This is a genomic window from Campylobacter sp. 10_1_50, assembly GCF_000238755.1.
Classification (GTDB): domain Bacteria; phylum Campylobacterota; class Campylobacteria; order Campylobacterales; family Campylobacteraceae; genus Campylobacter_A; species Campylobacter_A concisus_R.
Genome location: NZ_JH414888.1, coordinates 684,937 through 710,860 on the forward strand (window position 1 = coordinate 684,937; position 25,924 = coordinate 710,860).

Annotated in this window: 25 protein-coding genes; 18 read left to right on the plus strand and 7 right to left on the minus strand. The window is 40.8% G+C overall.

Annotated elements, in window-relative coordinates; translation table 11 throughout:
- The first annotated feature begins 29 nt into the window (after positions 1 to 29).
- The 13 genes from HMPREF1019_RS07750 to HMPREF1019_RS07810 are packed head-to-tail and all read left to right on the plus strand — an operon-like array spanning position 30 to position 12,390.
- Positions 30 to 2,096 (plus strand): cytochrome c, encoded by a 2,067-nt coding sequence (locus tag HMPREF1019_RS07750; RefSeq protein WP_009295151.1) that lies wholly within the window; start codon positions 30 to 32, stop codon positions 2,094 to 2,096.
- 44 nt (positions 2,097 to 2,140) lie between these two features.
- Entirely contained in the window at positions 2,141 to 2,899 is a 759-nt protein-coding gene (locus HMPREF1019_RS07755) for an FKBP-type peptidyl-prolyl cis-trans isomerase (RefSeq protein ID WP_009295153.1), read from the plus strand.
- Positions 2,900 to 2,918: 19 nt separating this feature from the next.
- Positions 2,919 to 3,590, plus strand: a complete 672-nt coding sequence (locus tag HMPREF1019_RS07760) for a 4Fe-4S dicluster domain-containing protein (protein WP_009295155.1) — start codon at positions 2,919 to 2,921, stop codon at positions 3,588 to 3,590.
- A gap of 1 nt (position 3,591) precedes the next feature.
- On the plus strand, positions 3,592 to 4,521 hold the full coding sequence (gene nrfD / locus HMPREF1019_RS07765) for an NrfD/PsrC family molybdoenzyme membrane anchor subunit (protein WP_009295157.1): 930 nt from the start codon (positions 3,592 to 3,594) through the stop codon (positions 4,519 to 4,521).
- Positions 4,522 to 4,537: 16 nt separating this feature from the next.
- Positions 4,538 to 7,156: a cytochrome c biogenesis protein gene (gene ccsA, locus HMPREF1019_RS07770; RefSeq protein ID WP_009295159.1), complete on the plus strand. Its 2,619-nt coding sequence runs from the start codon at positions 4,538 to 4,540 to the stop codon at positions 7,154 to 7,156.
- Positions 7,157 to 7,164: 8 nt separating this feature from the next.
- A complete protein-coding gene (locus HMPREF1019_RS07775) occupies positions 7,165 to 7,986 on the plus strand; it encodes an SEL1-like repeat protein (protein WP_009295161.1) in 822 nt (273 codons plus the stop codon).
- Positions 7,986 to 8,528, plus strand: coding sequence for a hypothetical protein (locus HMPREF1019_RS07780; protein ID WP_009295163.1), 543 nt, complete (start codon positions 7,986 to 7,988; stop codon positions 8,526 to 8,528). Before HMPREF1019_RS07775 ends, HMPREF1019_RS07780 begins: the two co-directional genes overlap by 1 nt.
- Positions 8,525 to 8,983, plus strand: a complete 459-nt coding sequence (locus tag HMPREF1019_RS07785; protein ID WP_009295165.1) for a nitrous oxide reductase accessory protein NosL — start codon at positions 8,525 to 8,527, stop codon at positions 8,981 to 8,983. The genes HMPREF1019_RS07780 and HMPREF1019_RS07785 overlap by 4 nt, the downstream gene beginning before the upstream one ends.
- A 1-nt stretch (position 8,984) precedes the next feature.
- A complete protein-coding gene (locus HMPREF1019_RS07790; RefSeq protein WP_034901532.1) occupies positions 8,985 to 9,170 on the plus strand; it encodes a hypothetical protein in 186 nt (61 codons plus the stop codon).
- Positions 9,160 to 10,269: an ABC transporter permease gene (locus tag HMPREF1019_RS07795; protein ID WP_009295167.1), complete on the plus strand. Its 1,110-nt coding sequence runs from the start codon at positions 9,160 to 9,162 to the stop codon at positions 10,267 to 10,269. The genes HMPREF1019_RS07790 and HMPREF1019_RS07795 overlap by 11 nt, the downstream gene beginning before the upstream one ends.
- Positions 10,266 to 10,934: an ABC transporter ATP-binding protein gene (locus tag HMPREF1019_RS07800; RefSeq protein ID WP_009295169.1), complete on the plus strand. Its 669-nt coding sequence runs from the start codon at positions 10,266 to 10,268 to the stop codon at positions 10,932 to 10,934. Before HMPREF1019_RS07795 ends, HMPREF1019_RS07800 begins: the two co-directional genes overlap by 4 nt.
- Positions 10,931 to 11,884 carry a hypothetical protein gene (locus HMPREF1019_RS07805; protein WP_009295171.1) on the plus strand — a complete coding sequence of 318 codons (954 nt, stop codon included), beginning with the start codon at positions 10,931 to 10,933 and terminating at the stop codon, positions 11,882 to 11,884. The genes HMPREF1019_RS07800 and HMPREF1019_RS07805 overlap by 4 nt, the downstream gene beginning before the upstream one ends.
- Positions 11,881 to 12,390 (plus strand): hypothetical protein, encoded by a 510-nt coding sequence (locus HMPREF1019_RS07810; RefSeq protein WP_009295173.1) that lies wholly within the window; start codon positions 11,881 to 11,883, stop codon positions 12,388 to 12,390. Before HMPREF1019_RS07805 ends, HMPREF1019_RS07810 begins: the two co-directional genes overlap by 4 nt.
- A gap of 57 nt (positions 12,391 to 12,447) precedes the next feature.
- Here HMPREF1019_RS07810 and HMPREF1019_RS07815 read toward each other — a convergent pair whose 3' ends face one another.
- Genes HMPREF1019_RS07815 through rsmA form a run of 5 tightly spaced genes read right to left on the minus strand, consistent with a single transcriptional unit; the run spans position 12,448 to position 18,035 of the window.
- Entirely contained in the window at positions 12,448 to 13,278 is an 831-nt protein-coding gene (locus tag HMPREF1019_RS07815; protein ID WP_009295176.1) for a tetratricopeptide repeat protein, read from the minus strand.
- A 57-nt stretch (positions 13,279 to 13,335) separates the two neighbouring features.
- A complete protein-coding gene (locus HMPREF1019_RS07820) occupies positions 13,336 to 14,109 on the minus strand; it encodes a pseudouridine synthase (protein ID WP_009295179.1) in 774 nt (257 codons plus the stop codon).
- A 1-nt stretch (position 14,110) separates the two neighbouring features.
- Entirely contained in the window at positions 14,111 to 15,064 is a 954-nt protein-coding gene (locus HMPREF1019_RS07825) for a KpsF/GutQ family sugar-phosphate isomerase (RefSeq protein ID WP_009295180.1), read from the minus strand.
- A 9-nt stretch (positions 15,065 to 15,073) separates the two neighbouring features.
- On the minus strand, positions 15,074 to 17,227 hold the full coding sequence (locus tag HMPREF1019_RS07830; protein ID WP_009295182.1) for a ribonuclease J: 2,154 nt from the start codon (positions 17,225 to 17,227) through the stop codon (positions 15,074 to 15,076).
- Positions 17,193 to 18,035 carry a 16S rRNA (adenine(1518)-N(6)/adenine(1519)-N(6))-dimethyltransferase RsmA gene (gene rsmA / locus HMPREF1019_RS07835; RefSeq protein ID WP_034901652.1) on the minus strand — a complete coding sequence of 281 codons (843 nt, stop codon included), beginning with the start codon at positions 18,033 to 18,035 and terminating at the stop codon, positions 17,193 to 17,195. Before rsmA ends, HMPREF1019_RS07830 begins: the two co-directional genes overlap by 35 nt.
- Before the next feature lie 106 nt (positions 18,036 to 18,141).
- On the opposite strand from rsmA, the gene HMPREF1019_RS07840 reads away from it, so the two are divergent.
- Genes HMPREF1019_RS07840 through rlmN form a run of 4 tightly spaced genes read left to right on the plus strand, consistent with a single transcriptional unit; the run spans position 18,142 to position 24,000 of the window.
- Positions 18,142 to 21,420 (plus strand): DEAD/DEAH box helicase, encoded by a 3,279-nt coding sequence (locus HMPREF1019_RS07840; protein WP_009295187.1) that lies wholly within the window; start codon positions 18,142 to 18,144, stop codon positions 21,418 to 21,420.
- Between the two features lie 2 nt (positions 21,421 to 21,422).
- A complete protein-coding gene (gene hisF / locus HMPREF1019_RS07845) occupies positions 21,423 to 22,178 on the plus strand; it encodes an imidazole glycerol phosphate synthase subunit HisF (RefSeq protein ID WP_009295189.1) in 756 nt (251 codons plus the stop codon).
- Entirely contained in the window at positions 22,178 to 22,858 is a 681-nt protein-coding gene (locus HMPREF1019_RS07850; RefSeq protein ID WP_009295190.1) for a purine-nucleoside phosphorylase, read from the plus strand. The genes hisF and HMPREF1019_RS07850 overlap by 1 nt, the downstream gene beginning before the upstream one ends.
- Positions 22,855 to 24,000, plus strand: a complete 1,146-nt coding sequence (gene rlmN / locus HMPREF1019_RS07855; RefSeq protein WP_009295191.1) for a 23S rRNA (adenine(2503)-C(2))-methyltransferase RlmN — start codon at positions 22,855 to 22,857, stop codon at positions 23,998 to 24,000. Before HMPREF1019_RS07850 ends, rlmN begins: the two co-directional genes overlap by 4 nt.
- A 154-nt stretch (positions 24,001 to 24,154) precedes the next feature.
- Here the strand turns inward: rlmN and HMPREF1019_RS07860 are convergent, their stop codons facing one another.
- Positions 24,155 to 24,520, minus strand: coding sequence for a hypothetical protein (locus tag HMPREF1019_RS07860; protein WP_009295193.1), 366 nt, complete (start codon positions 24,518 to 24,520; stop codon positions 24,155 to 24,157).
- A 164-nt stretch (positions 24,521 to 24,684) separates the two neighbouring features.
- Between HMPREF1019_RS07860 and HMPREF1019_RS07865 the strand changes: the two genes are divergently transcribed.
- Entirely contained in the window at positions 24,685 to 24,888 is a 204-nt protein-coding gene (locus HMPREF1019_RS07865) for a transcriptional regulator (RefSeq protein ID WP_002940622.1), read from the plus strand.
- Here HMPREF1019_RS07865 and HMPREF1019_RS07870 read toward each other — a convergent pair.
- A complete protein-coding gene (locus tag HMPREF1019_RS07870) occupies positions 24,875 to 25,795 on the minus strand; it encodes a pseudouridine synthase family protein (protein ID WP_009295194.1) in 921 nt (306 codons plus the stop codon). The genes HMPREF1019_RS07865 and HMPREF1019_RS07870 overlap by 14 nt on opposite strands.
- Positions 25,796 to 25,924 lie beyond the last annotated feature (129 nt).

The window sequence follows — 25,924 nt, forward strand, 5'->3', positions numbered from 1 at the left end:
TTTTAGGATAAAAATTCAAAGGAGGAGACGTGAGAAACTTACACAAAGCCTTAGCAGGCTTACTCATGGGTGTTAGTATCTTTGCTTCACAAGCCTGTTGCGAAGAGCATAATATGCAGATGTCCGATAAAGCACGTGATGTTATCGCAAATCCTAAAGGCACACTGCAAAGTAGAGGTGTTGTCTCCTTGCAAGACTACGTCGTAGAAGAGCAAGAGATGTATAACTGGCTATTTAAAAACCACCCTATTTTTACAAAGTATGGTGGCAAAACCGTCGGCAAAATGGTCGTTCACGACCGTGGCTTAGAGTGGCTTGCCGAGGGACATGGCTTTGATATGTCAAAGCTTAGTAAAAGAGATGGTGGCAAGGGCTATAGCTCTATGATGTATAGAATTCCAGCCACCTCATCGCTTCAGTTTCCTAATAAATTTGTAGGTCCAGAAAAGTGCGGTGAGTGTCACCCAGCTCAGTATGAGGTCTGGAGCAGATCTCGCCACGCAACTACTATGCGCTTCCCTGGCGAGCACCCAGAGGTCAATAACAACCTAACTGAGCCAGTATTTGACAAAGATACCGCTTCTATCCTTCCAAAAGGTATCACTCCAGATGTCATCTATGCAACCGTTGGTCACTTAAGAACTAAGATGGGCTACGTTGATGCATGGCTACTTCGTGGTACTTACTACGTTGAGGGTGGTTTGCTAAGAGATGGCACAGGTCAGATCGTGGCTGGCGGTAACCAATGGCAAAGAACATGGGCGTTAAATTTAGACGACGCAACTGTTAAAAAGATAAAAGAGCTTGTCCCAGAATTTCCTGGCACGCTTGAAGAGTATGGCGATAATGGCGGATATGTTAGAGGTCTTGCCTCATACGCCGCAAAACATAAAAAGTCGATGTTTTTCCAAGCAAACTCATCATATTGTGAGGTTTGTCACCCAGTTAAATTTGACTTTAAGTCAAAAGCAGAATTTTACGCAGCACTTGGTAACGCCAAAGAGCTTCAAAAACACACTATCTCAAAAGGCGTAAGCTGTGAGGAGTGCCACGGAGCTGGCGGTCACCTTGATGGAGCTACAAATTTTAGAACATCAAACTGCGAACGCTGTCACCAAAGATTTAACTTTAGCCCAGATCTAATGCGAGCTAATCCGCTCAATAACGGCAAGCTAGATCTCTCATTAAGCTCTAAATTTAAATCAATGGGACCAGGATGCGGTTCTGAGGGCTCACAATCATACTTTACCGCTCACTACGATAAAGGTATGAGATGCGTCACTTGCCACGATCCACACGACAACACAGGTAACGTCGTAGGCGATAAGAGCGTAACTGGCATGAATTACAACCCAGATCAAGGCTATCTAAGTGCGTTCTACACTAAACCAAAGATCAAAAAAGATTGTAAAGATTGTCACGAGACTCAAGCATATATCGCATCAAAAGCAGATACTCACAAAAACAACACTTGTGCATCTTGCCACATGCCATTTATGATGAGCTGCGAGAATTTCTACGCTGTTCAGTTCCAAGACAACGCTGGCTTTGATACTCAAAGACGCTCTCACATCTGGAAGATCATGGTTGATCCAAAAGAGAAATCTCTTGTCCCAGGCGACGCTGCTAAGGGTCCAAGAGATGCTAAAGATTGGCACTTTGAGAGAGATAAAAATGGCCACAACTATGTTGATTTGATGTGGGCATGCGCTAGAACATCTTGGGCTGATAAAGATATGAAAGATAATAAAGGCTGCCATAGCCCAGTGCTATCTGAGCTAAAACCAACACTTCATTTTAAAAACCAAAAACAAGTTTATGATGAGGTTATGGGATGGCAAACTCCAGTTAAAAATGAATTCTCAGAGGTCAAAATAGGCATCGAGGGAATTTACTCACTACTAGAGACTAAAAAGCTAGATCCAAGTGATAAAGCAAGAGTTTATGAGCTTGTCCAAAACGCTCAAGAGATCATCGATATGGTTGAAAAAGATGGTTCGTGGGGTATGCACGGATTTAAATTTACAAAACAAAGACTAGATGCATCTAAAGAGTATATAAAAGAAGCTCAGAGAATTCTAAACAAAAATTTATAGCATTTAGGGGCTAGTTTTAGCCCCTTTAATCTTAAGGGTTTGAAATGAAAAACGGGTTTTTAAAATGTTCGCTACTTCTTAGCCTAAGCGTGGCTAGCATCTTGGCAAATGTCGATACAAACGACTCTTATGCCATAGGCGCAACAAGCGGTGGATATGTTTTAAAAGGACTGCTAGATCAAAAGCAACTAGGTGTTGGCTATGACGCTGATGCAGTGATAAAAGGCTTTAGCGATGCTCTAAAGAGCGAGCTAAAACTAAGTGATGATGAGATAGCAAAGCTACTAAACAAAAGGGCTGAAAGCTTAGATAAGATAGTAAAAGAAAAAGAGGCTGCCAAGCTAAAAGAGAATTTAGCCCAAGGCAAAGCCTATATGGAAAAAAATGCAAAAAACAAAAATGTAAAAACAACAAAATCAAATTTACAATATGAGATCATAAAAGGTGGCTCAAAAGGGGCTACACCAAAGCCTGAGAGCATCATCATAGTAAATTATAAAGCAAGTTTTGTCGATGGCAAGGTCTTTGACGAGACAAAAGAGGCTCCAGCTCATCTTTCGATGCTAAATTTGATCCCTGGACTTGAAGAGGGTCTTATGCTTATGAAAGAGGGCGAGAAGTTTAAATTTGTCATCCCATCTGAGCTTGCATACGGCGATAGCGGCATGGAGGGGATACCTGGTGGCGAGACTATCGTTTTTGAGATAGAGCTTATTAAGGTCTTAAAGCCTGGCGAACTAGCTGAGGCAGCAAGAAAAATTCATGAAAAAGAGCAAAATGAGGGCATTAAAAAGCCTCATTAAGGCATAAATGGAGTTAAAAATGCAAAATCAAAATAGCAGAAGAGCCTTCTTTAAACGCATGGCAGTTGTGGCTGCTGGTGCTAGCGTGGCAAGTAGTGGTTTTGCTTTTAAGAGTGAAGAGAGTGCGAAAAAACCACATTTTGGCATGATATTTGACCAAAACAAATGCGTCGGCTGCACGGATTGCGAAGTGGCATGTAGAAAGGTAAATTTAGTCCCAAAAGGACAGATGAGACTTTTTGTAGAGGATAAGACTGATCCAAAGAATTTGCTCGATAAAAGATATGTAAGAGTATCTTGTCAGCAGTGTGAGGATGCGCCTTGCGTGGCTGTTTGCCCAACAAAAGCCTGTCACAAGGACATAAAAACTGGCATCCAAACTACAAACATAGATGACTGCATCGCCTGTAAATACTGCATCGTAGCCTGTCCTTACGACGTGAGATATATCGACAAAGTCAATCACTCAGCCCAAAGCTGTAACTTCTGCATAGATACAAATTTAAAGGATAAAAAAGATCCAGCCTGCGTTGAGGCGTGCAGATATGAGGCTTTGGTCTTTGGCGATTTAAACGATGAGAGCTCGCACATTAGCCAGCTTTTAGCTGTCAAAGATAGCATAAGGCTAAGAGCAGAACTTGGCACAAAACCAAGCCTTAGATATATTCCTAAAGTAAAAGCGGGGGTGTAAGATGGATGGTGCATTAAATTTCACTGCGACATTTTCGCACGCAGTTGAGTGGGGCTGGCCGATCGCTGTTTATCTTTTGCTAGCTGGTATGAGTGGCGGAGCGCTAATAGCTGCCATAGTTCTAAAGCGTTACAAAAGACAAGATGGCTTTAGTCCATTTTTCAAGGCTGCTTCGCTTCTAGCCTTTGTTAGCATCATGCTTGGTATGGTTTGCTTGATAGCTGACCTTGAAAAGCCGCTTTTGTTTTGGAAAATTTTGATTAATTACAACTTCACATCGGTTATGTCTATCGGTGTAGCCGCGCTTTGCGTATTTATACCGCTTAGCTTTTTGATGTGTCTATACGCTTTTAATGCGGAGTTAAAGTCGATTTGCGGCTTTTTTGATGGCGTGATGAAAATTTTATCGCCACTTTATCCGCTCTTAAGCGCGCTTTGCCTGATTTTTGCGGTTATCATTTGCGCATATACAGGCTTTTTGATCTCGGTGCTCATTAGATTTCCACTTTTAAATACCGCTGTTTTACCAGCGCTTTTCATAGCTTCAGGGCTTAGTGCTGGCATAAGTGGTAGCAGCTTGATAGCGGCACTATTTTTCAAAGAAGATCCACACTCAAGCGACCTTGGCTCGCTTCATGGCGTGGAGTTTTACGTATTATGCGCTGAAATTTTACTCATTTTAATGCTTTTTGTATCGCTTTTGCTTGGCTCAAGCTATCAGCAAGGCGCAGCAGTTGCATTTTATAGTGGCGTTTGGGCTAAATTCTTTTGGCTTGGGGTTGTTTTAGTTGGCTTTGTCTTGCCTCTTGTTTTAAATTTCGCACTTGGCAAGATGAAATTTAGCTTCTACCTTGGCTCATTTGCAGCAGTCGTTGGCGTTTTATTGCTTAGGGTTTTTATACTTTATGCAGGACAGACTTATAGCATTTAAGGCTTAAGGGCAAGTGATGAAAATTTTAAACATTTATCGCTTGTCTTTAATATTATTATTTATCCTTGCTTTTGGTGCAGGGGTAGCAACCTTTTTGGAAAATTTTTATGACACACAGACGGCTAGAGTGCTTGTTTATGAAGCGCTCTGGTACGAGTGCATCATGGCAGCTTGCGCTATTTGCCTAGCCATTAGCATCGTAAAAACCAAGATGTATAAGAAATTTGGCGCATTTTTGATACATCTTGCTTTTATCGTGATCTTCATCGGTGCTGCGCTTACAAGATACTTTGGCGAAGAGGGCGTCTTGCATCTTAGAGTGGGTGAGAGTGGCAACTATATGCAAAGCACAAAGCCCTATTTAAGAGTGAAAATTTCAAATGAGAGCTTTGAATATCCACTAAAACTTAGCCTACTTGGCAAAAACGACTTTGGCTTCAAAAAAGATATAAACGGCAAAGAATTTATTATAAAGATAGTTGGCTACAAAAAGGATGAGAAAAACGCTCCAGCCACGCTTAGCATAGAGGCTGGCTTTGCTGGGCAAAAGAGCAAAACCGCCAAGCTAAAAGGTGGCGCTGGATATGATCTTGAGCCAAGCGTTTTGAGCTTTGACGGGCAAGAGGCGAAATTTTACTTTAGCTCAAGGGCTATAAATTTACCATTTTCACTAAGGCTTGATAAATTTATCCTAGAGCGCTACGCAGGGCTAAATAGCCCATCATCTTACACGAGCAGGGTAAGCATCGCAGATGCCGAGCATGAAATTTCGCTAAATCACCCACTAAGTATCATGGGCTATAAAATTTTTCAGTCATCATACGACGCTGACGAGCTTGGAAGCGCCTTTGAGATCAGCTTTGATCCTGGCAAAGTGCCAACTTACATCGGATATTTTCTGCTTTGCCTTGGCTTTGTGGGAAATTTATTTAGCAAAAAGAGCCGATTTTTTAGACTTTGTAACTTCATAAAAGGCACGCAGTTTGCATTTTTGACCCTGCTTTTACTAAATGCTACGCCAAATTTCGCAAGCGATGAGGCTACAAATTTTAAAGCTCACGCAGATAAATTTGCCAAAATTTTAGTTCAAACTGATAGCAGGATCGCGCCAGCTGGCTCTTACACAAGAGCAGTTCTTAGCAAAATTTCAACCAAAACCACGCTCTTTGGACTTAGTAGCGATGAACTGATGCTCTCTTTTGCCATCTCGCCACAAGAGTGGATGGATAAAAAGATAGTAAAAATCACGAGTGAGCGTGTGGGCGAGCTTCTTGGAGTTAGTGAGAAATTTGCTAGCTTTAATGACGTTTTTAACGAAAATGGCGAGTATAAGCTGGCTAAATTTGTAGAGGCTGCAAATGAAAAATCCGCCTCAAAAAGAGATAAATTTGATAGCGACGTTATTAAATTTGACGAGAGGCTAAATGTCTTATACCTTGCGCTAAAGGGCGAAATTTTAAAATTTATCCCCGCTAAAAATGGCAAAGCGATCACGTGGCTAGGCGTAAATGAAGCCTTTAGCAAAGATGAAATTTCAAACGAGTTTAAAAGCGTTTTAGGCGCTTACATAGAAAATTTAAGCCTTTGCGTAAAAAGTGGCGAGTGCGCGGGCGCCAATAAATGCTTGAAGCAAATTTCAAGCTATCAAAGAGGCACTCTAGGCTCTCTTGCGCCAAGCGAGACAAAGGCCAGCATTGAAGTGCTCTACAATCAAATGGAGATATTTAAATTTCTTATCTATTTTTACATGATCCTAGCTCTTGCTTCGCTCGCTCTTGGCTTTTATAGGATATTTTTTGGGAGGAAATTTAGATTTGAAAGGGCGCTTAGCCTTGCGTTTTTCACTGCCTTTGCGGTGCATGCTCTAAATTTAGCCCTACGCGCTTACATCTCAGGTCACGCACCTTGGAGCGATGCTTATGAGAGTTTAGTCTATATCTCGCTTATAAGCGTGCTAGCTGGAGTGCTATTTTTTAAGCATCAAAGCTTCGCTCTTGGCGCTGCTTCGCTCTTTGCAAGTGTTAGCTTGCTGGTAGCTCATCTAAATTTTATAAACCCACAGATAACAAATTTAGTCCCAGTTTTAAAGTCATTTTGGCTTAGCGTGCATGTAAGCGTCATCACCGCAAGCTACGGCTTTTTGGGCTTTGGCTTTGTGCTAGGGCTTGTGGGACTTATCTTGATGGCTCTAAAAAATGACAAAAACGAGCAAAAGCTTAGCGAGCAGATAAGATACCTCGCCGCCACCGACGAGCTAAGCCTCATCATAGGACTTAGCTTGCTAACTATCGGAAATTTCTTAGGAGGCGTCTGGGCGAATGAGAGCTGGGGCAGATACTGGGGCTGGGACAGCAAAGAGAGCTGGTCATACATCACGATCATCGTCTATGCCATAGTGCTTCATCTAAGGTTTATACCAAAGCTAAGGGGCGTTTTTACCTTTTTAACGGCTAGCGTGCTATCATTTGCTTCGGTGCTTTTTACATATTTTGGAGTAAATTTCTACCTTAGCGGACTTCACTCATACGCAAATGGCGAAAGTTTTGGCGTTTCAGGGCTAATATATTTGATCTTAGCGGCTCTTGCCTTGCTAATCGCCCTAGCCTACCGCGGTAGAGATATAAAAGTAGTTTAGGAGATATGATGAAGAGTTTGGTTTTACTGGTTGCTAGTTTGTGCGTTTTAAATGCTGGCTACATCAAAGAGGCTTTAAACGCAAAAGATGATCACAATAAACTAGCACAAATTTATAAAGATGCTTGCGACAAAGAGAAAAAGGCATCAGGCTGCTACAACCTAGCTGTGCTTTACAGCAGGGGTGACGGCAACGTCAAAAAGGACGAGGCAAAAGCGGCAATGCTCTATGAAAAGGCTTGCGATCAAAATTTCTCTATGGCTTGCAGCAACCTTGGCTACGTCTATGAAAAAGGCAAAGGCGTAGAAAAAGACCTAGCAAAAGCAGTTAAATTTTACGAAAAAGCATGTAGCGACAACGAGGGCTGCACGGAGCTTGGCTTGCTCTATGCAAATGGTACTGGTGTGAGAAAAGATCCAAAAAAGGCAAAAGAGCTTTATGAAAAGGCTTGCAAAGCAGGGGACGGCATGGGATGTAGCAACCTTGGCTACTTATATGCTCAGGGCGAAGGCACCGAGAAAGACTACGCAAAAGCTAAAGCAAACTACGAGATGGCCTGCGCAAACGAAGCTGGCATAGGGTGTGACAACCTTGGCTTTTTATATGTTTATGGGCAAGGGGTTGATCAAAACCTTACAAAAGCGACAAAGCTTTACGAGCAAGCGTGCATATACGCCTATGAAAAGGGCTGCAACAACTACGCTATCATGCTAGCTGAGGGCAAAGGCGTGAAAGAGGACGTAGAAAAAGCACGTGAAATTTTCACTAAAAGCTGCAAAAATGGCTTAAAAGAGGCGTGCGAGAATTTAGAAATTTTAGGAAAGAATTGATGAGTTTTAAAAACTGGGGTAACATGCAAGCAAGCCTAGAGGCGCTATATGTGCTTGATAGTGCCTTTTTAGAGCCAGATGAAGAGTATCTACGGCTCATTTCTAAAAGAGAGGATGAAAATAGCCTAAGATACGTGGTAGATAACGGGCAGGGCGATCTACTGGACGTGATATTTACGCGTGAGGCGGTACTTGTTAGAGGGTTTGACCATGAAAATGAGCTAAATTCGCTAAGTGCTGGCTCTGATAAAAGCTTAGTAGAGCAAATTTATAGTGGCGAGGCTGCTAAATTTCGCTCTTACTTCTTGCCAGATGAGATAGAGCAGACGACCTTTTTTATCTGGTATGACGGGGAGGAGCATCAAAATTTAGTCGGTGGCAATAACGGCGGACGCTGGCTACTTGGGTATGCATTTGATGAGTTTGATAAATTTAGCGAGTTTGTAAAGGGCTACTACGAGATAGACTTTGATGATGAGATGTTAAAAAAGCTCTATGAAAAGGGCGAATTAGAAAAAGAGAAACTAAAGGAGATAAGATGAAATTTATAGCTTTGTTGCTTAGTGCGGTTTTTGCCTTATGGGCTGGAAATTTGACGAGTGAGGCAAACATAAACGCCTATAAAGGCGCGAAAGAGCGCATCGAGCTACCAAAGGACGCAAGATGTGCGGTGTGTGGCATGCCTATAAAAAACAAGCAGTGGGCGACGCTTATAAAGGCTGGTGGCAAGGATTATTACTTTGATGGTGTAAAAGATATGGCGCACTTTTACTTTGCAGATGATGTGGCGAAAGAGGCTTATGTGAGTGATTATTACACGCTTGAAAAGATTGATGCAAAAGAGGCGTTTTACGTTCATGGCTCAAACGTTTTTGGACCAATGGGCGAGGAGTTTATCCCGTTTAAAGACGAAGCAAAGGCAAATAGCTTTATGAAAGATCACGCTGGCAAAGGTGTCATAAAATTTGACGAGATAAAGACATTTATCGGTAAATAAAGTGAAATTTCTAGCATTTTTGGCGTTATTTTTTGGGTTCTCATACACGCTTTTAGCGGCGCACTACCTTAGCTTTGACCACAAAGCAAAGCAAGATGAGCTAATAGAAATTTCAAAGATAACAAGGGCAAATTTAGCTTCTAGCTTTAGCCTAAAAGAGCAAAAGGGCTTTGTCTATGATAAGTAGAAATTTCATAAACTACGCCGTGATCTTGCTTTTTAAAGACAAAAAGGATCATCTCTTTAGCTTTTGCCTCTTTGCGCTCATTATCTTTGTACTAAGCTCGGTGCTTTTCATCTCTGGCTCGATCCAGCATGATCTCATAAGCTTAGTAAAAGATAGATCAAGCATCGTTGTTAGCGCCTTTCGTGCTGGCAAAAGAGACCTCATGCACCCTGGCTACATCTATGATATCTCAAAGATCGATGGCGTGGCTGAGGTTAGAGGCGTGGCGGAGGGAGAGTACTACTTCGTGCAAAAGCGCGTCTGGTTTCATCTATATGAGGATGATAGCTTGAAAGAAGATGAGATGATCGTTGGCGAGGGCGTAAAAGCCGCTATGAACGAGCTTTACTACGATGAGAGCTTTAACTTCTTAACTGAAGAGCGCATGATACCAGTAAAGATAGTAAAAACCATGCCAAAACAAAGCGCTCTTATCTCAAATAACGCGATATTTTTGCATCCAAAAACGCTAAGGGCTATCTTAAATTTAAAAGATGAAGAATACACAAAGCTCTATGTCGATGTGCCAAACGCTGACGAGATCAGCCAAGTGGCTTTAAAGATAGAAAATTTATATCCAAACTCATTTGCCATTAGCATAGAAGATGAGGTGGCAAACATTAGGCATCTTTACTACTATAAGGGCGGAATTTTTATGAGCATCTATGTTAGCGTTATGCTAATATTTTTCGTGCTGCTTAAAAACCAAATTTCGCTTGCTTACGGCAGTAAAAAGCGTGAGATAGCCATTTTACGAAGCATCGGCTTTAGTATAAAAGAGATCATTTTTTTAAAATTTATACAAAATTTCATCGTTAGCGTTAGTGCCTTTTTGCTTGGCGTTATGTTAGCTTATATCTTTGTGTTTGTTTTAAATGCTCCCTTTTTAAAGGGGATATTTTTAGGCGATGAGCTTTTAAATTTTACAAATTTCACGCCTATTTTGGAGTTTGATAAGCTCTTTTTGATCTTTGTCTTTGGCGTCATACCATTTTTGGCATTTGTCCTTATCCCGTCGTGGCGTGTGGCGTGTGGCGACATAAATGAGGGGCTAAAATGATAAATATAAGAGGCGTTAGCCTAGTCTATAACCAAGGCAAACAAAACGAGTTTTGCGCTCTAAAAAATATAAATTTAGATGTTAATAACGGCGAGTTAGTGATACTAAAAGGCGTTAGCGGAAGTGGTAAAAGCACCCTGCTCTCGCTTATAGCCCTACTTCAAAAGCCAACTAGCGGGGAGATTTTGATAGATGGCACTAACATCGCAAAGCTGCCTGACGCATTTTGCTCTGACTTTAGGCACAAAAGACTTGGGCTTATCTTTCAAAATTTTAACCTCATCGAGGGTTTAAGCGTCTATGAAAATTTGTTAGCTCCGTTTGCTCTAACAAATTTCAAAGCAAATGTGCGTGAAGAGATGATAAAAAAGGCTCTAAGCCTTGCAAATATCTCTCACAAAAGAGATGAAAATGTATCAAATTTAAGCGGCGGTGAGCGTCAAAGATGCGCGGTAGCTAGGGCTTTGTCAATGGATGCGGATATCATTTTGGCTGATGAGCCAACGGCAAATTTAGATAGGCAAAATGCGCGTGCATTTTTAGGCCTACTTGAATCATTTAAAGCGCTAAAAAAAAGCGTTATAGTCGCGACTCACGATAGCATTTTTGACGAGCTGAGTGCCACAGATAGGGTGGTTAGCTTGCAAAACGGAGAGATAGTATGAGCGTATTTTTATCAAACGCCGTTATCGCCTTTTTGTTAGCGGAGTTTGTGCTGTTAGTTTTGATGGGTATTTCGCTATTTTACGTCGTTAGGATCGTGAGATCATGGGACTATAACGCGCTAACATCGCTTCAATACTCACTTGAAAAGCAAAACTACCTTGTAAATACGATCTTGCTTTTTAGCGTCTGCACAAAGATCGTTTTGTTTATATTTTTCGCACTTTGTCTAAACGAGCTCTCTGACATCGTGCCAGGGGCTATGTGCTCGGCTGGCGTGATTGGCTCAAATAAATTTGGTGGCATCTTGATGCTCACTAAAATTTTGCTGATATTTGGGCTTGGTATCTGGCTGGTTATAAACAAACTTGACTTGCAGGCTCTAAATTTCCCATATCTAAAGAAAAAATATGCCATTTTCATCTGCCTTTTTGTGATGTTACTAATAGAGCTTGGCATGGAAATTTCGTTTTTTTATAACATCCCGCTAAAGGTGCCAGTCTTTTGCTGCTCGGTCACTTTTCAGGCTCCAAAGTTGCCATTTGGCTATACAAATTTTGGCTTAGTAAGCGCCTTTTTCGTGCTATTTTTTGTCATTTTGGTGCTAAATTTCTTAAAGCAAAGCATGGCAAGTTTTGTGGCAAATTTGCTATTTTTAGTGCTTAGCTACTACGCCATCACCTACTTTTTTGGCCTTTACGTTTATGAGCAGCCAAATCACAAGTGCCCATACTGCATGCTAAGAAGCGACTATTTTTACGTTGGCTACCTCATCTGGGGCACTTTGTTTTTGGGCATTTTTTACGGCCTCATGCCATATCTTGTGGAGATCATCACAAAGACAAACTACTCACACAAGCTTAAATTTTCATCGATCTGGCTAAGTGTTTGCGTGCTGATATGCTCGCTTTACGTGCTTAAATACTATTTGTTAAGAGGATTTTTATTTTGATAAAGCAAATTTTTTCTCTTTGTTTATTGGCTCTAGTCTTAGCCGTGCTCGCCTATAATGCCGACATAAGCGATGATAAAATTTTAGTCCTAAATAACGGCAAGTCTGAGCCCATAGAGCAGCTAACGCCAAATAAATTTATATGTTATGAGAGCAGGACGCTCATAGCTGATAACAACGACACAGCACAGGCCATCATGCCAAATGGCGACATCTACTTTTTTAACGACATCACAAATTCTTTCATCTGGTATATGGCGCAAAAGAGCAAAGATAAGATCAAGCTATATGTCTATTCAAGAGATACAAACCGCTACATCCCAGCGCAAAATGCCTGGTACTCGAGGGTCGATATCACGCCGATGGGATACGGCATAGGGGCGTATGAGTTTCACACTTACGGCATAAACGACAACTACTTTAAAGAGGTCTTGCTCTACGCAGCACGCGGCGAAACGCTGCTAAATCCATATATAAACATCCTACTTTCAGAAAATAGGATATAAATTTAGAGAAGCTCTAAATTTGTTAGAGCTTACTAGATTGTTTTTAGTATCAAGGCACTATTCGTTTAATTTTTTGTAAAAATCGCATCCTGATTGAAACCCTAATTTGCAAGCCTTACCAAAATATTCTTTTGCTATGTGATAGTCTTGTTTTGCGCCTTTGCCTTTTAGATAAAAAGCTCCTAAATTAAAACAACCGCGATTGTATCCATTATTGCAAGCTTTTTCATACAATTCTGCTGATTTACTGTAGTCTTGTTTTACACCTTGACCGTTTTCATATAAAATTCCTAAACTAGAACAGCTATTACTAACTCCATCATCACAAGCTTGTTTGTATAGATCGGCTGCTTTATAATAGTCTTGTTTTACACCTTGACCAATATTGTATAAAATCCCTAAATTGTAACAGCTAGTGCTATATTTGTCACTGCAAGCTTTTTGCCATAATTGAGCTGCTTTATAATAGTCTTTCTCTACGCCATGACCGTTTATATATAAAACTCCCAAATTATGGTAGGCTTGGGCAACATTGCCATCACAAGCTTTTTTGTATAGTTTGACAGCTTTGGTATAGTCTTGCTCTACTCCTTGTCCTCTTTCATAAAAACCACCTAGATTATAGCAACCAATAGCATCTTTACTATCACAAGCGTGTTTATACAAGGCGGCTGCTTTATTATAGTCCTGCGCCACACCTTGACCGTTTTCATATAAAGTTCCTAAATTAGTGCAACTATCAATATTTCCATCATTACAACCTCTTTGCCATTGCTTGGCGGCTTTATCAAACTCGCCTTTATTATAAGCTTCAAGCCCAAGCTCAAAAAGATCTTCGCAAAAGCCAGTGGTTAGTAAGATCATGGATAAAAGAACAATCTTTTTCATCTCTTCTTCATTTTTGTAAATTTAGCTTGTCTCTTTGTTAGAGAAGCAAGCCTGATGTTAGTATCTAACGTTATTAACTTTCAAAAAGTCTCTTAGGTCTTCGTATTCGCTATTTTCGAAGTAGCGCCATTTGCCAGGCTTTAGCATATCAAGGCTAACGCGTCCAAAACTAACACGTTTTAGATCCATCACTTCAAGGTCAAAGTAGCCAAAAAATCGGCGTAGCTCCCTGTTTTGACCCTCGTTGATGATGACCTTTAGCTTTGTGTAACCACCGCTTGAGCCAAAGACCTTGTAGGCTAGAAATGGCTTAAATTCCATTGATTTTATAGTGGTTTTTGCGTGCGCGCCTTTGGTGGCATCCTTGGCGAAAAAGCCATTTGTCATCGCCTCTATCACCTCTTTTGTCACCTCGCCTTTTACTTTTAGGTAGTATTCGCGCTCTAAGTCGCTATTCATGAGCGCTGTGGCGATCGCTGGAGCGTCAGTTAGTAAAAGTAGCCCCTCACTTGCGTAGTCTAAGCGTCCCACGCTAACAAATTTTGCAAATTTCTTATCTAACGTGTCGTAGATCGTCTTTCGTCCGCGGTCATCTTTTTTGCTAACTAGCTCGCCCTTTTGTTTGTGATAAACGATAACGGTAAATTCCTTTTTTAGCTTTATCAAACGGCCATTTATGCGCACTTTGTCATCTTCATCCACGCTTGTAGCAAGGTCGCTAACCACACGCCCTGCTATGCTAACCTTGCCAGCTTTTATCAGCTCATCTGCCTCACGGCGTGAGTAGTTTGTGTTATGTGAGATAAATTTATTTAGTCTTGTTTTTTCCATTTTATAGTCCTAAATTTGCAAGGTCATGGATGTGTAAAACACCCACAGGCACGCCATTTTCTACGACAGCAAGAAGCTGAATTTTATACTTTTCTATTAAAGCTAACGCATCTACAGCTAACATCTCTTTGTTATCTATCTCTTTTGGATGCAAGGTTGCAAATTTCATCGCTGGCTCTTCTAGGTCAAAGTCCTCTCTCATAAGCGCACGCCTAAGATCGCCATCACTTAAAAGAGCGTCTAGCACGCCATCTTTATTGACTATTAAAACCGTGCCAAGCTTGCCATGTGTCATCGTATCGATCGCGCTTTTTAGGGTTGCATTCCAGCGGACTATCGGTAAATTTTCGCTTCTCATCACATCTTTGACCTTTAAAAATAGCCTCTTGCCAAGGCTGCCACCTGGATGAAAATTTGCAAAGTCCTCTTTTTTAAAGCCGCGCTTTTGCATCAAACAAACAGCTAACGCATCGCCAAGAGCTAACGTTAGCGTGGTTGATGCCGTTGGGGCGGCATTTAGCGGGCACGCCTCTTTTTCTACATTTATATCTATAAAATCGTCGCTAAATTTACCAAGCGAGCTTGTCTTGCTTCTTGCCATAGCGATTATTTTTACGCCAAAGCGCTTTACATGAGGCAAAATTTTGACAAGCTCATCGCTCTCGCCACTAAAACTAATGGCTAACAAGATGTCATCTTTTTCTATCATGCCCAGATCTCCATGCATGGCCTCTGTCGGATGCAAGAAAAAGCTTGGCGTGCCGGTGCTTGCAAGCGTAGCAGCGATCTTTGCGCCCACGTGACCGCTCTTGCCCACACCTGTTACTATGACTTTGCCTTTTGCATTAAATATCAAATTTACGGCATCTTCTATCTCTACGCTTTTAGCGTGTCTTAAAAGCTCGTTTGCCTCTATCTCTAAGACTTCAGCGGCGATTTGGTTGGCTTTTTGCATAAATTTCCCTTACATTAGATAGATGATCGGCACGATAGTTGGGTACTTTTTGACCTTTCTAAATATGTGCTTTCTGATCACTTGGCGCACCTGTGACTCGAGCAGTCTGCTATCTTTCAAAAGCTCCTCTTTGACGTTGCTTAGGTACTGCTCTAGCACGCCCTCCATCTCTTTTCTAAACTCGGCGTCTTGCTTATCGCCCACAAGGCCGTAGCTGATGACGCGAGGCTTGTTGATGAGCTTTGCGCCGTGACGTGAAATTTGAGCGATTATCATGACGACACCTGCTTCGGCGAGGTTTTGTCTGTCGATGACGACGTCGTCTGCGATTTGTTTATTTATTTGATTGTCTATGAAGACTTTGCCAGTTTTTACCGTTTTTACACGTTTTAGGTACTTTTGACAAACCTCCATCTGATCGCCGTCGCTCATTAGATAGATATTTCTCTCATCCACACCACAGCTAATGGCCGTCTCTTTGTGCTTTGCGATGTGGTTGTACTCGCCATGCACTGGCAAGAAAAATTTTGGTTTTATGAGGCGAAGCATCAGCTTTTGCTCTTCTTGCGCTGCGTGACCGCTGACGTGGATCTCGCTAAAGTCTTGATAAGCGACGCTCGCACCTGATTTTAGTAAGAAATTTAGCACCGTTGAGACGCTGTTTTCGTTGCCTGGGATCGCTTTTGAGCTGATGATTATCTGATCGGTTGGCTTTATCTTTATATATTTGTGCTCGTCTGTCGCCATGCGGTAAAGCGCGCTCATAGTCTCGCCCTGAGAGCCAGTAGTGACGATAAGCACCTCGTCATCTTTAAATTTACCAACCTCGTTTGCGTCGATAAAAATTTTCTTATCGAGCTTGATGTAGCCAAGCTCCATAGCAGTGTATAAATTTCTCTCCATTGATCTGCCGATGACACAGACTTTGCGGTTGTATTTTAAGCCCCACTCGATCGCTTGATAGACGCGGTGAATGTTTGAGCTAAATGTGCTCATTATGACGCGGCCTTTTGCCTTTGAAAATATCGCGTCAAAGGTCTTGCCTACGCTACTTTCACTCTTCGTAAAGCCATCTTTGTAGCTATTTGTGCTATCGCTTAATAGACAAAGTACGCCACGCTCGCCGTAATACGCTAGTCTGCCAAGGTCTGTTGGGTAGCCATCTATCGGCGTGTGGTCGATCTTAAAGTCGCCTGTGTGTATGATCGTGCCAGCCTTTGTTGTGATCGCAAGTGCTGAGGCGTCGATGATAGAGTGTGTTATATGTATCCACTCGACCTCAAAGTCGCCTATGAGATATGGCTTTCTTTTTTCGACCGATCTAAAGAGTGAGCGCTCTTGTTTTAGTCCGTGCTCTTCAAATTTATTATTTATCATGCCAAGTGGAAGCGGTGTGGCGTAGATAGGAAATTTAAACTCTTTGTAAAAATAAGGCACCGCGCCGATGTGATCTTCGTGTGCGTGAGTGATGATGACGCCTTTTATCTTATCTTTTATCTTGCGAACGTAGTCGAAGTCTGGGATGAGGATATCCACGCCGTGCATGCTCTCGCTTGGAAAGCTCATGCCGATATCGACGATTATTGCGCTAGTTTCTGTCTCAAAGACGGTCATATTGCCGCCGATCTCGCCAAGGCCACCAAGTGGAGTTATGCGAATTTTATGTTCGCTTGAATTTAGATATTTTAGTGGCTCAAGTCTTAGCTCGTGAGTGGCTTTGTTTGCCTCCATCGCGCTTGCGATATCTTGTTGCCATTGCTCGTTGCCATTTAGCTTTGCGGGTAAATTTTTCTTTGGTTTTTTAGCCTTTTTTGGCTTCTCTTTTTGCTCTTTTGCCTCATTTTTAGCTTCAGCTTTTGGCTCTTGTTTTGGCTTTTCTTTTTGCTGTTTTTGCTCTTTTGGCTTATTGTTTTCGCCAGTTTTGTTTTGATTTTTATTATTTCTTTGCTTTTTTGGGCGAGGATTTTGACTCTTTGGCTCGGCGTGCGTTTTGGCTTCAGCTTGCTCTGCTGCAAAGAAGTTATCTATCACGCTTTTGCTTGCCAGTGATGTTTGCTCGGTAGTTTCGCCCTCTTGTTTTGGCTTGTTTTTTGGTCTAAATCTTCGTCTTTTGTTGTTTTTACTTTGGTTAGTTACAACTTTCTCTTCGTTTTTGTCGTTCATTATCTTCCTTTAATCTTTCAAATACTTTTAGATAAGAATCGACATCTAGTTCGTGTGGACGTAAATTTTGAGCTAAGCCTAGGTCTTCAGAAATTTCTTCTAGCGCCTTTTTGTCAAAATTTGTGGATAAATTTTTCAAAAGCGTCTTTCTTGGCGAAGCAAACGCAGCTCTTAAAAATGCTTTAAAAGCCTCGTATTGTTTTGCATCTTTGAAAATCCCGTCTTTGCCAAAAATCTTTTTTGTTTTTTGTAGTTTGATGACTGAAGATGTGACCTTTGGAGGTGGGTTGAAAAGCTTTGCATCCACGTCAAACAAGAGCTCACACCTACCTTGAAGTGAAGCGAGGATCGATAAAGCGCTAAATTCTTTATCCTTGCTCTTTGCACTAAATTTAAGAGCAACCTCTTTTTGTATCATCACAATAAGCCCAAGGCATTTTTCGTCATCTATCGCATTTAGTATCATCTTCGTAGCAACGTAATAGGGTAAATTTGCGACTAAAAAGTAGTTCTGGCTACTTAGTCCGCCATTTTGCTGCCACTGCTCTAAAGCATCTTTACAAAAAAGTTTTAATTGTCCATTTTGGATCTCATTTGCAAATTTGACCTTTAGAATTTGAAACAGCTCACAATCTATCTCAAAAGAGGTCGTCTTATAAATTTGCAAAAGTCTAAATGTCAAATCACCTAAGCCAGGCCCAATCTCAACGACGTTTTCTACGTCCTTGGGTATCGCTTGGATGATCTTATCTAGTGTCGCTTTGTCTTGTAAAAAATTCTGTCCAAAGTGCTTTTTTGCCTTTATCATAGCCGCGATATTAGCCAAAAATTACTTATACAATGATTACAAGTTTAGTTTAATCATATATAAAATGGACTATAATCACTAAATAACAACAAAATAAGGCGCAAATTTGAGTAGGGCAAACACCTTAAAATACTTTTTATTATCACAATATTTAGAGCCAAAAACCTTAGATGAGCCAAAAAAGACAAATAGCAAATTTAAAAAATCAATGGACCTTGAGATCGCAAATTTCGATGAGAAATTTATGCAAATTTTAAGGACATTTGACAGGTCGCTTTTAAAAAATGGTGTAGAAATTTCGATTTATGGCGGCATTTTTGAGACTGACTTGCTTGCCCTTGCGATATCAAAGCTAGCAAAGGTGAAATTTGAAAAAGAGCAAATTTTAGAGGAGCTACGCTCTGAGCAAACGAGCTTTGAAAAGGCATTTTGTTATAAGCTTAAACTCTCTGGTGATCTAGTATTTTGCAAAAATGAGCAAAATTTTGCTCTAAAAGATGCAAATTTAGATGATGAGCTAAGCCCATTTTTCACGCCAAACTCATCAAATGAGCTCTTTATACCAACTGCTCCTTGGGCGATGGTGCGCCTAAACCATCTAAAAGAGATCAGCCAAAACGACTTTAACAAAGAGTGCGAGCACATCAAGGATAAAATTTCTATCCATAAAGAGAAAATGAAGCTTAGCGACTATGTAAAAGCAGTCCATGAGGAGATAAAAAGCTCGCTAAAGACGCCATTTTGCAAAGACGTGATCAGGCTTGAAGTAAGGATCGCTGATCCAAATTTTAAAGAGAACGACGCCCTTTTAAATAGCTTTTTTATAGATGATATAAATTTACTTATCAAATTTTACGAGTCAGGCAGGACGCACGCGCTGACGGATCAGTTTTTAGACGAGGGCAGTGAGAATAAATTTGAGAGGATTGACGTTAGAGATGAGCTAAATCAAAGGGCGGTGAGGGACTTTTTTAAGGCTGAGCGCTACCCAAGATCGGCTTTTGCGAGTGATTTTGCCCTAAATTTCTCACAGCAAATGGCACTAAATAACATCATAGAGAAATTTAAAGAAGGAAGCGGCGGGATTTATAGCGTAAATGGTGCTCCAGGCACGGGTAAAACGACACTTTTAAAGGACGTGATGGCTGAAGTGGTGACGCTTAGGGCGATGAAGCTCGCGCAAATGAGCAGGCACGATATCTTTGAGCCAGTTTATGACAGCGACGAAAAGGCGCTTTATTTTAGACTAAATGACGAGCTGCAGGGCTTCGAGATGGTCGTTAGCTCTTGCAATAACGGTGCGGTTGAGATTTTGAGCAAAGAGCTAAGCCAGTTAAAGAGCATAGGGGATTATGCGGGCGAGATTGATTATTTTAAATTTATAACCACAAGGCTGCTCTCGGCTGATGAAAAGAGCGAATATGGCGAGAAGTCCTTTGTCTCAAAGCCAGCTTGGGGGCTATTTTGCGTGGCGCTTGGCTCAAAGCAAAACAAGTCAAATTTTGTTTTTAACGCAATTAATGGCGTAAAGATCGAGGCTACTCACAGCCAGTATGACAAGATCGCAAAAGAGTATGGCGAGTTTTTGGAGCAAGATGGCTTTTTGATGGGGCTTGGCAAATATCTGGCAGTTGGCGAAGGGGTTGATGACTACGACGTGGCGAAAGAGAAATTTAACCTTGCGCTTCACGAGGTAAATTTACTTTTTAGCGAGATCAGGATCAAAGAAGAGGAGCTAAAGAGCCTTAAAACAGAGCTAGCTGACGTCGATAGAAGGCTAGAGAGCTATAACTCAGCCAAGCAGATAGAGGAGTTTTTATCTCCTCTTGAGAGCGAATTTACTAGCGTTAGTGACGAGCTTGAAGATAAAAAGGCTGAATTTAGCGAGCTAACAAGAGTTGTTAGTCAAAATGAAGCTTTGCAGGAGTATCTAAGTACACCAGAAAAGCCGCCATTTTTTCTCTTTCAGCAGATTTTTAAGACAGAGGCCTTTGAAAAGTATAGCGACGAGGCGCTAAAGGTCGGTGAGATAAATCGCCAGATAGCTGAGCAAAATTTAAAAGCTAGCAAGCAAAATGGCGAGAGCAAAGAGAAAAATGAGGCAAGGCTAAACGAGCTAAAAGAGGAGATAACAGGGCTTGAGAGCAGGGCTGCAGAGCTTGGTGTAAAGATAAATCTCTACAAAAGGCTACAAAGCGACTTTGCTAGACGCCAAAAGATACTTGGTAGGAGCGAGGAGCTAGATATCTTTCTAAACGGCAGCTTTAGCGAGAGCAACGAAGAGATGCAAAAGAGTATGCCATTTATGATGGAATTTGGCATAGATCAGAAATTTCACAAGACAAAGCTTTTTAAGGCTAGGATAGAGCTTTTTAAAGAGGCGCTAAATTTGCACAAAGCTGCCATTTTTGCCTGCAAAGAAGCTGTTAGGACAAATTTACGTGCCCTTAGCGTTATCTTTAACGATGAAAAGATGGCTGAGAAAAACGGCTTAGAGGCAAAGCATAGACGCGAGGTTATCAAGGGGCTCTTCTTGCTAACGCCAGTTGTTAGCTCGACTTTTGCCTCGTTTAATAACACCTTTAAAGAGCTTTTAAATGGCGATATAGGCATGCTTTTGATAGATGAAGCAGGGCAGGCAAATTTAACTAACGCGTTAGGTGCCTTGCTTCGCTCAAAGATGGCCGTGGTTGTTGGCGATCCACTCCAGCTTGAACCAGTAGTAACGCTGCCAGTTAGTTTAAATAGGGCGATACTTAGCTACTGCGAGGCAAAAGAGGAGTTTAACTTGCTTAAGTCCTCTGTGCAACTAAGAGCCGACAAAGCGCAGAATATCGGCACATATATAAAAGGTAGTGGTGAAAGTATCTGGGTCGGCTCGCCACTTATCGTGCATAGAAGGTGCGCTAACCCTATGTTTGAGATATCAAACGAGACTACATACGACGATATGATGATACTTGGCAGAAGTGCAGCTAGTAAATTTGCAAACACTAACGTGCAAACAAAGTGGATAGATGTTAGAAGCGAGGAGTGGATAGGCAACTACAACAAAGTCGAGGGCGAGGTGGTTAAAGAGCTCTTGGCAGGCGAGCTAGCTGATGAGAAAAATAACATCAGGATAATAACGCCATTTAAAGATGTTTGTAGAAATTTAAAAGGTGCTGGCACTATCCACACTATGCAGGGCAAAGAGGCTGATGTTATTGTCTTTGTCTTAGGGGGAGCGACAAAGGGTGCTAGAGCGTGGGCTGCTAGCAAGCCAAACCTGCTAAACGTGGCGCTAACAAGAGCAAAAGAGGTTATTTATATAGTTGGAAACCGAGAAAATTGGGCGAGTTTGCCATACTTTGAGGTGGCAGCTAGAAAGATAGACAAAGGATAAATTTGAATCATTTTGCAAAACGCATAATCCCATGCCTCGACGTAAAAGACGGCAGGGTCGTAAAAGGTGTAAATTTTGTTGGACTTGTCGATGCTGGAGACCCAGTCGAGATAGCTAAAAGATATAACGACGAGGGCGCTGACGAGCTTTGCTTTTTGGATATCACAGCCTCTCACCTTGGTCGTGATACGATAGTTGATGTGGTAAAAAAGGTCGCAAGCAAGCTTTTTATACCCCTAACCGTTGGCGGTGGCATACGCACGATAGATGATATCTCACGCCTTTTAAATGCGGGCTGCGACAAGGTGAGCCTAAACTCATCGGCGATAAAAGATCCAAATTTGATCGACGAAGCGGCTAAGAAATTTGGCTCACAGTGTGTCGTCGTAGCGATCGATGCTAAGAAGATCGAAAATGGTTATAGTGTTTTTATAAATGGTGGCAGGATCGATACCAAAAAAGATGCCTTTGCTTGGGCAAAAGAGGTCGAGTCGCGCGGAGCAGGGGAGATATTGCTAACGTCTATGGACAACGACGGCGTCAAGCAGGGCTTTAGCTTGGAGCTAACAAAGATATTTAGTGCGCTTTCTATACCGACTATTGCAAGTGGTGGCGCTGGCAAGGTGGAGCATTTTAAAGAGGCTTTTGAGGCTGGGGCTGATGCGTGTTTGGCGGCTTCGATATTTCACTTTGGCGAGATCGAGATAAAAAAACTAAAAGAGTATCTTAAAGCAAATGGCGTTGAGGTTAGGCTCTGATGTTAGTTATCTCAGCTGGAAAAAATGAAATTTTTGACTTTGCTTTGCCAATGGGGGTGGGGCTAGTCGATATGGCGATAAATTTGACAAAGTTTTTGCAAAAAAAATCATGCGCGGGAGCTGATGAAAAGGGTATAAATTTAAAAAATATTGATCCGCACTACCTCGCAAAGATCGAGGCTAAATTTGCAAACTCATCAAACCCAGAGCTGCAAAATCTAAACCAAAATTCGTCAAAAAATCCCGAGCGAAATTTATATCAAATGCTAGAAAAGATAGTTTTTGTTGGCTCAGCTGGCCTTTATAAAGATGGTGAAATTTTACAAATTTATGAAAGCTCGATTGGGGCAAATGTTGAAATTTCTAGCATAGAAAATAGATCTTATTCGCCTATTGAGTGTGAAATTTCTTCTATTGTTTCACGTGGAACTATCAAAACAAATTCATCAAATTTCATAACGACAGACAAAAATTTGGCCCATAAAATGTTTGAAAAGGGTTATTTTTTAGAAAATATGGAGTTTTTTTCTGTTCTAAAAGTGGCTCAAATTTTTAAAATTCCGGCTTATGGAATTTTTGTAGCGACAAATTTTTGTGATAAAAATGCGCATGCTGACTTTATAAAAAATCACTCTGCTGCCAAAGAGCTACTAATAAAATATGTAAAGGAAAATATGTGAAAAATTTGCTTGATCTTAGCATTGAAGAGTTAAAAGAGCTAGTCTCTCCCTCTTTTAGAGCGACGCAAATTTATGAGTGGGTATATAAAAAAAATGCTACTGAATTTAGCCAAATGCTAAATTTGCCAAAGGATATGCGTCAGGATCTGACTGAGAAATTTTATCTTGATCCTCTAAAATGTGTGAAATTTGAGCAAAGTAGCGACGGCTCTATCAAGTATCTTTTTGAGCTAAAAGATGGACTAAAGATAGAGAGCGTTTTGTTGCCGATGAAAGAGGAGATTAGCGACGAAGATGGCAAGATTAGTCGCCATGCTCGTTACACTGTTTGTGTTAGTTCGCAGGTTGGCTGCAAAATGGGCTGTGCTTTTTGCCTAACAGCAAAGGGCGGGCTTGTTAGAAATTTGACTGCTGGGGAGATCGTAGGGCAAATTTTATGGATAAAAAGAGGGAATAACATACCATACGAAAGGCGCATAAACGTTGTCTATATGGGTATGGGTGAACCGCTTGATAACCTTGCTAACGTTAGTAAAGCGATCAAAATTTTAGCCCTTAATGAGGGTTTGGCTATATCGCCACGCCGTCAAACCGTTTCAACAAGTGGCCTTGGCAGCCAGATAAAAAAGCTTGGCGAGATGGACCTTGGTGTCTTGCTGGCCATATCGCTACATGCTGTTACTAACGAGCTTAGAAGCCGCCTGATGCCGATAAATAAGGCGTATAATATCGAGGCTGTTATGGATGCTGTTAGGGGATTTCCTATCGATATGCGAAAGCGTGTAATGTTTGAATATCTTGTTATCAAAGACTTAAACGACAGCGTTAGTGACGCTAAAAAGCTTGTAAAACTGCTTCATGGTATTAAGGCAAAGGTAAATTTGATCTATTTTAACCCGCATGAAGGTAGTGAATTTGGACGGCCTGAGCTTGCTAGCATGCTAAAATTTCAAGAATATCTAAGGGATCATGGCGTTACCTGTACGATCAGGCAGAGCAAAGGACTTGATATAAGTGCTGCTTGTGGCCAGCTAAAACAGCGAAATGAAAACCCAAAATTCAGAGCTAACGTTAGCGATAAGAACGCAGCTAAAACAGAAGAAAAACCAACTAACGATAAAACTAACGTGAGTAAAAAATGACAGCTCTTGATATCGCCGAGATAATTTTTATATGTATCGTAGTTGGAGTTGGAATCTTTGGACTTATTAAAGTTATATCTGGGGAGAAATAGTATTTTTTAAGGTATTAAAGCCAAACTTGTGCAAGTATAAACTAAAGTTTGGCTTATAAAATCTACTCGTCAAAGGTTTTGTTTTTGTTGTGATAGTAGTAAAGATATATAAGTCCAATAGGCGCGATAAATATAGCAAAGCTAAAACATATAAGCATAGTTATAATTTTAGTTGCAAGTAAAAATAATGCATTTACAAAAAAGACGTTATTCCCAAAAATAAAATCGACTATACTTTCATAAACAAAACGCGAATACGGATAAATTAGAGCATTTGCCACAAAAACAAGAGCCACTAAAATCGATGCTCTACCTAAATTGTAAAACATATATATAAAAAATACTGCCATTATAGCGCCAAAAAATAGATGTCTTAAATAATATGACATACTAAGTCCCCCAAATGTCTTTTTGATGATTTTATTCATCTTGCCTCCTTTTAAATATTTAAACGGAAATATTACCTGCTATGTTCTTAATAAATAATAAATTAAAGGAATAATTACTTATATTTAAATATAAGTAAGAAATATTTACTTTGTTAAAAGTTATAAAGCTTTACTTTAAAATCTCCCAAAAAATAGGATCAGGAATGGCAAATTTAACACAACGTGATATGGCTGGGATTTTAAAAGTAGATGCAAAAACTATCTATAATTGGAGAAAAAATAAACCAGAGCTTTATAGAATAGTAGTGCTAGGTTTTAAATTTGATGAGTTTTTGACGCAAAGCAGAGAAAATTTAATAGAGTTAGAAAAACTTGCAGAAGAAAATAAAACCTTTAGGCTAAAATAAAACTTTCTTTTGCAAATTTATAAAACTCACTTTCGGCGTCAAATTTGCTTTTTATGGTGTAAAAAATTTCATCAAATTTAAATGAAATTTCATCCGAATGAAGCAAGAGCCTTGTTGATCCAGTTAAATTTATCCGTTCACACTCGCTCATCTCTTTATCTAAAATTTTCTCGATCTGCGGACGTGACAAACCATAAAGTGGTTCGCCAATGATCTTGTGTTTCACATGAAACAAATGCAACCGAATTTGATGCTGCCTACCAGTGAGTGGGATAGCCCGAACCAAAGTCGTATCGATATCATCAAAATATCTGATCGGCAAAATTTTAGTCACCGCACTTTTTCCATTTTCACAAATTTGCATTCGCATTTTCACATCGTCGTAGTTGTTCGCTAGATCCATCTTAGCATCGATCGTAAATTCTCGCTCGATCTTGCCTTGCACCATCGCGACGTAGCTTTTAGAAACCTCTCTGTTTTCAAAAATCTTCTTTAGTTTTATCGTAGAATTTCTATCTTTTCCCACAACTATCACGCCACTTGTTTCGCAGTCTAGCCTATGTGCCACGCTCGCTTCTCGCCCAAAAAGTGTGTAAATTTCATCGTTTAGCGAGTAGTCGCAGTGCCTGCCATTTGGATGGCTCAGCACTCCGCTTGGCTTGTCAAATATCGCAAAGCTCTTGCACTCAAAGATCGGTTTTAGTCCTTTTGGCTTGGTCTCATAGTCGATCAAAAAGACATCGCCGCACAAAACGGCATTTTTCTCACTCACGACACTGCCACTACAGATCAGCCTGCCTTTATCGATGAGACGCTGGGTTTGACTTATATTAAAGCCATTTTGCAGCAAAATTTCGTAAGCTTTTTGATGATCTGCAGTAATGATAAATTTATTTACATAGGGCAAAAATGATCCTTTGAAAAACGAGCGAGCTATCTTAAGCCCAAATTTATAAGCGTATAACCGACATTTCAGCCCGGATTTTATATAATCAAAACTTAAATTTAGAGAAATTACACGACGTGATTTCTGGCT

Excerpts from the sequence above, each read along its gene's own strand:
- HMPREF1019_RS07775 (WP_009295161.1), top strand. The coding sequence starts at position 7,165 with ATGAAGAGTTTGGTTTTACTGGTTGCTAGTTTGTGCGTTTTAAATGCT.
- HMPREF1019_RS07795 (WP_009295167.1), top strand. The coding sequence starts at position 9,160 with ATGATAAGTAGAAATTTCATAAACTACGCCGTGATCTTGCTTTTTAAA.
- HMPREF1019_RS07800 (WP_009295169.1), top strand. The coding sequence starts at position 10,266 with ATGATAAATATAAGAGGCGTTAGCCTAGTCTATAACCAAGGCAAACAA.
- HMPREF1019_RS07820 (WP_009295179.1), bottom strand. The coding sequence starts at position 14,109 with ATGGAAAAAACAAGACTAAATAAATTTATCTCACATAACACAAACTAC.
- HMPREF1019_RS07860 (WP_009295193.1), bottom strand. The coding sequence starts at position 24,520 with ATGAATAAAATCATCAAAAAGACATTTGGGGGACTTAGTATGTCATAT.
- HMPREF1019_RS07805 (WP_009295171.1), top strand. The coding sequence starts at position 10,931 with ATGAGCGTATTTTTATCAAACGCCGTTATCGCCTTTTTGTTAGCGGAG.
- HMPREF1019_RS07825 (WP_009295180.1), bottom strand. The coding sequence starts at position 15,064 with ATGCAAAAAGCCAACCAAATCGCCGCTGAAGTCTTAGAGATAGAGGCA.
- HMPREF1019_RS07865 (WP_002940622.1), top strand. The coding sequence starts at position 24,685 with ATGGCAAATTTAACACAACGTGATATGGCTGGGATTTTAAAAGTAGAT.
- HMPREF1019_RS07755 (WP_009295153.1), top strand. The coding sequence starts at position 2,141 with ATGAAAAACGGGTTTTTAAAATGTTCGCTACTTCTTAGCCTAAGCGTG.
- HMPREF1019_RS07780 (WP_009295163.1), top strand. The coding sequence starts at position 7,986 with ATGAGTTTTAAAAACTGGGGTAACATGCAAGCAAGCCTAGAGGCGCTA.
- HMPREF1019_RS07815 (WP_009295176.1), bottom strand. The coding sequence starts at position 13,278 with ATGAAAAAGATTGTTCTTTTATCCATGATCTTACTAACCACTGGCTTT.
- HMPREF1019_RS07785 (WP_009295165.1), top strand. The coding sequence starts at position 8,525 with ATGAAATTTATAGCTTTGTTGCTTAGTGCGGTTTTTGCCTTATGGGCT.
- HMPREF1019_RS07850 (WP_009295190.1), top strand. The coding sequence starts at position 22,178 with ATGTTAGTTATCTCAGCTGGAAAAAATGAAATTTTTGACTTTGCTTTG.
- nrfD (WP_009295157.1), top strand. The coding sequence starts at position 3,592 with ATGGATGGTGCATTAAATTTCACTGCGACATTTTCGCACGCAGTTGAG.
- ccsA (WP_009295159.1), top strand. The coding sequence starts at position 4,538 with ATGAAAATTTTAAACATTTATCGCTTGTCTTTAATATTATTATTTATC.
- rsmA (WP_034901652.1), bottom strand. The coding sequence starts at position 18,035 with ATGATAAAGGCAAAAAAGCACTTTGGACAGAATTTTTTACAAGACAAA.
- HMPREF1019_RS07830 (WP_009295182.1), bottom strand. The coding sequence starts at position 17,227 with ATGAACGACAAAAACGAAGAGAAAGTTGTAACTAACCAAAGTAAAAAC.
- HMPREF1019_RS07760 (WP_009295155.1), top strand. The coding sequence starts at position 2,919 with ATGCAAAATCAAAATAGCAGAAGAGCCTTCTTTAAACGCATGGCAGTT.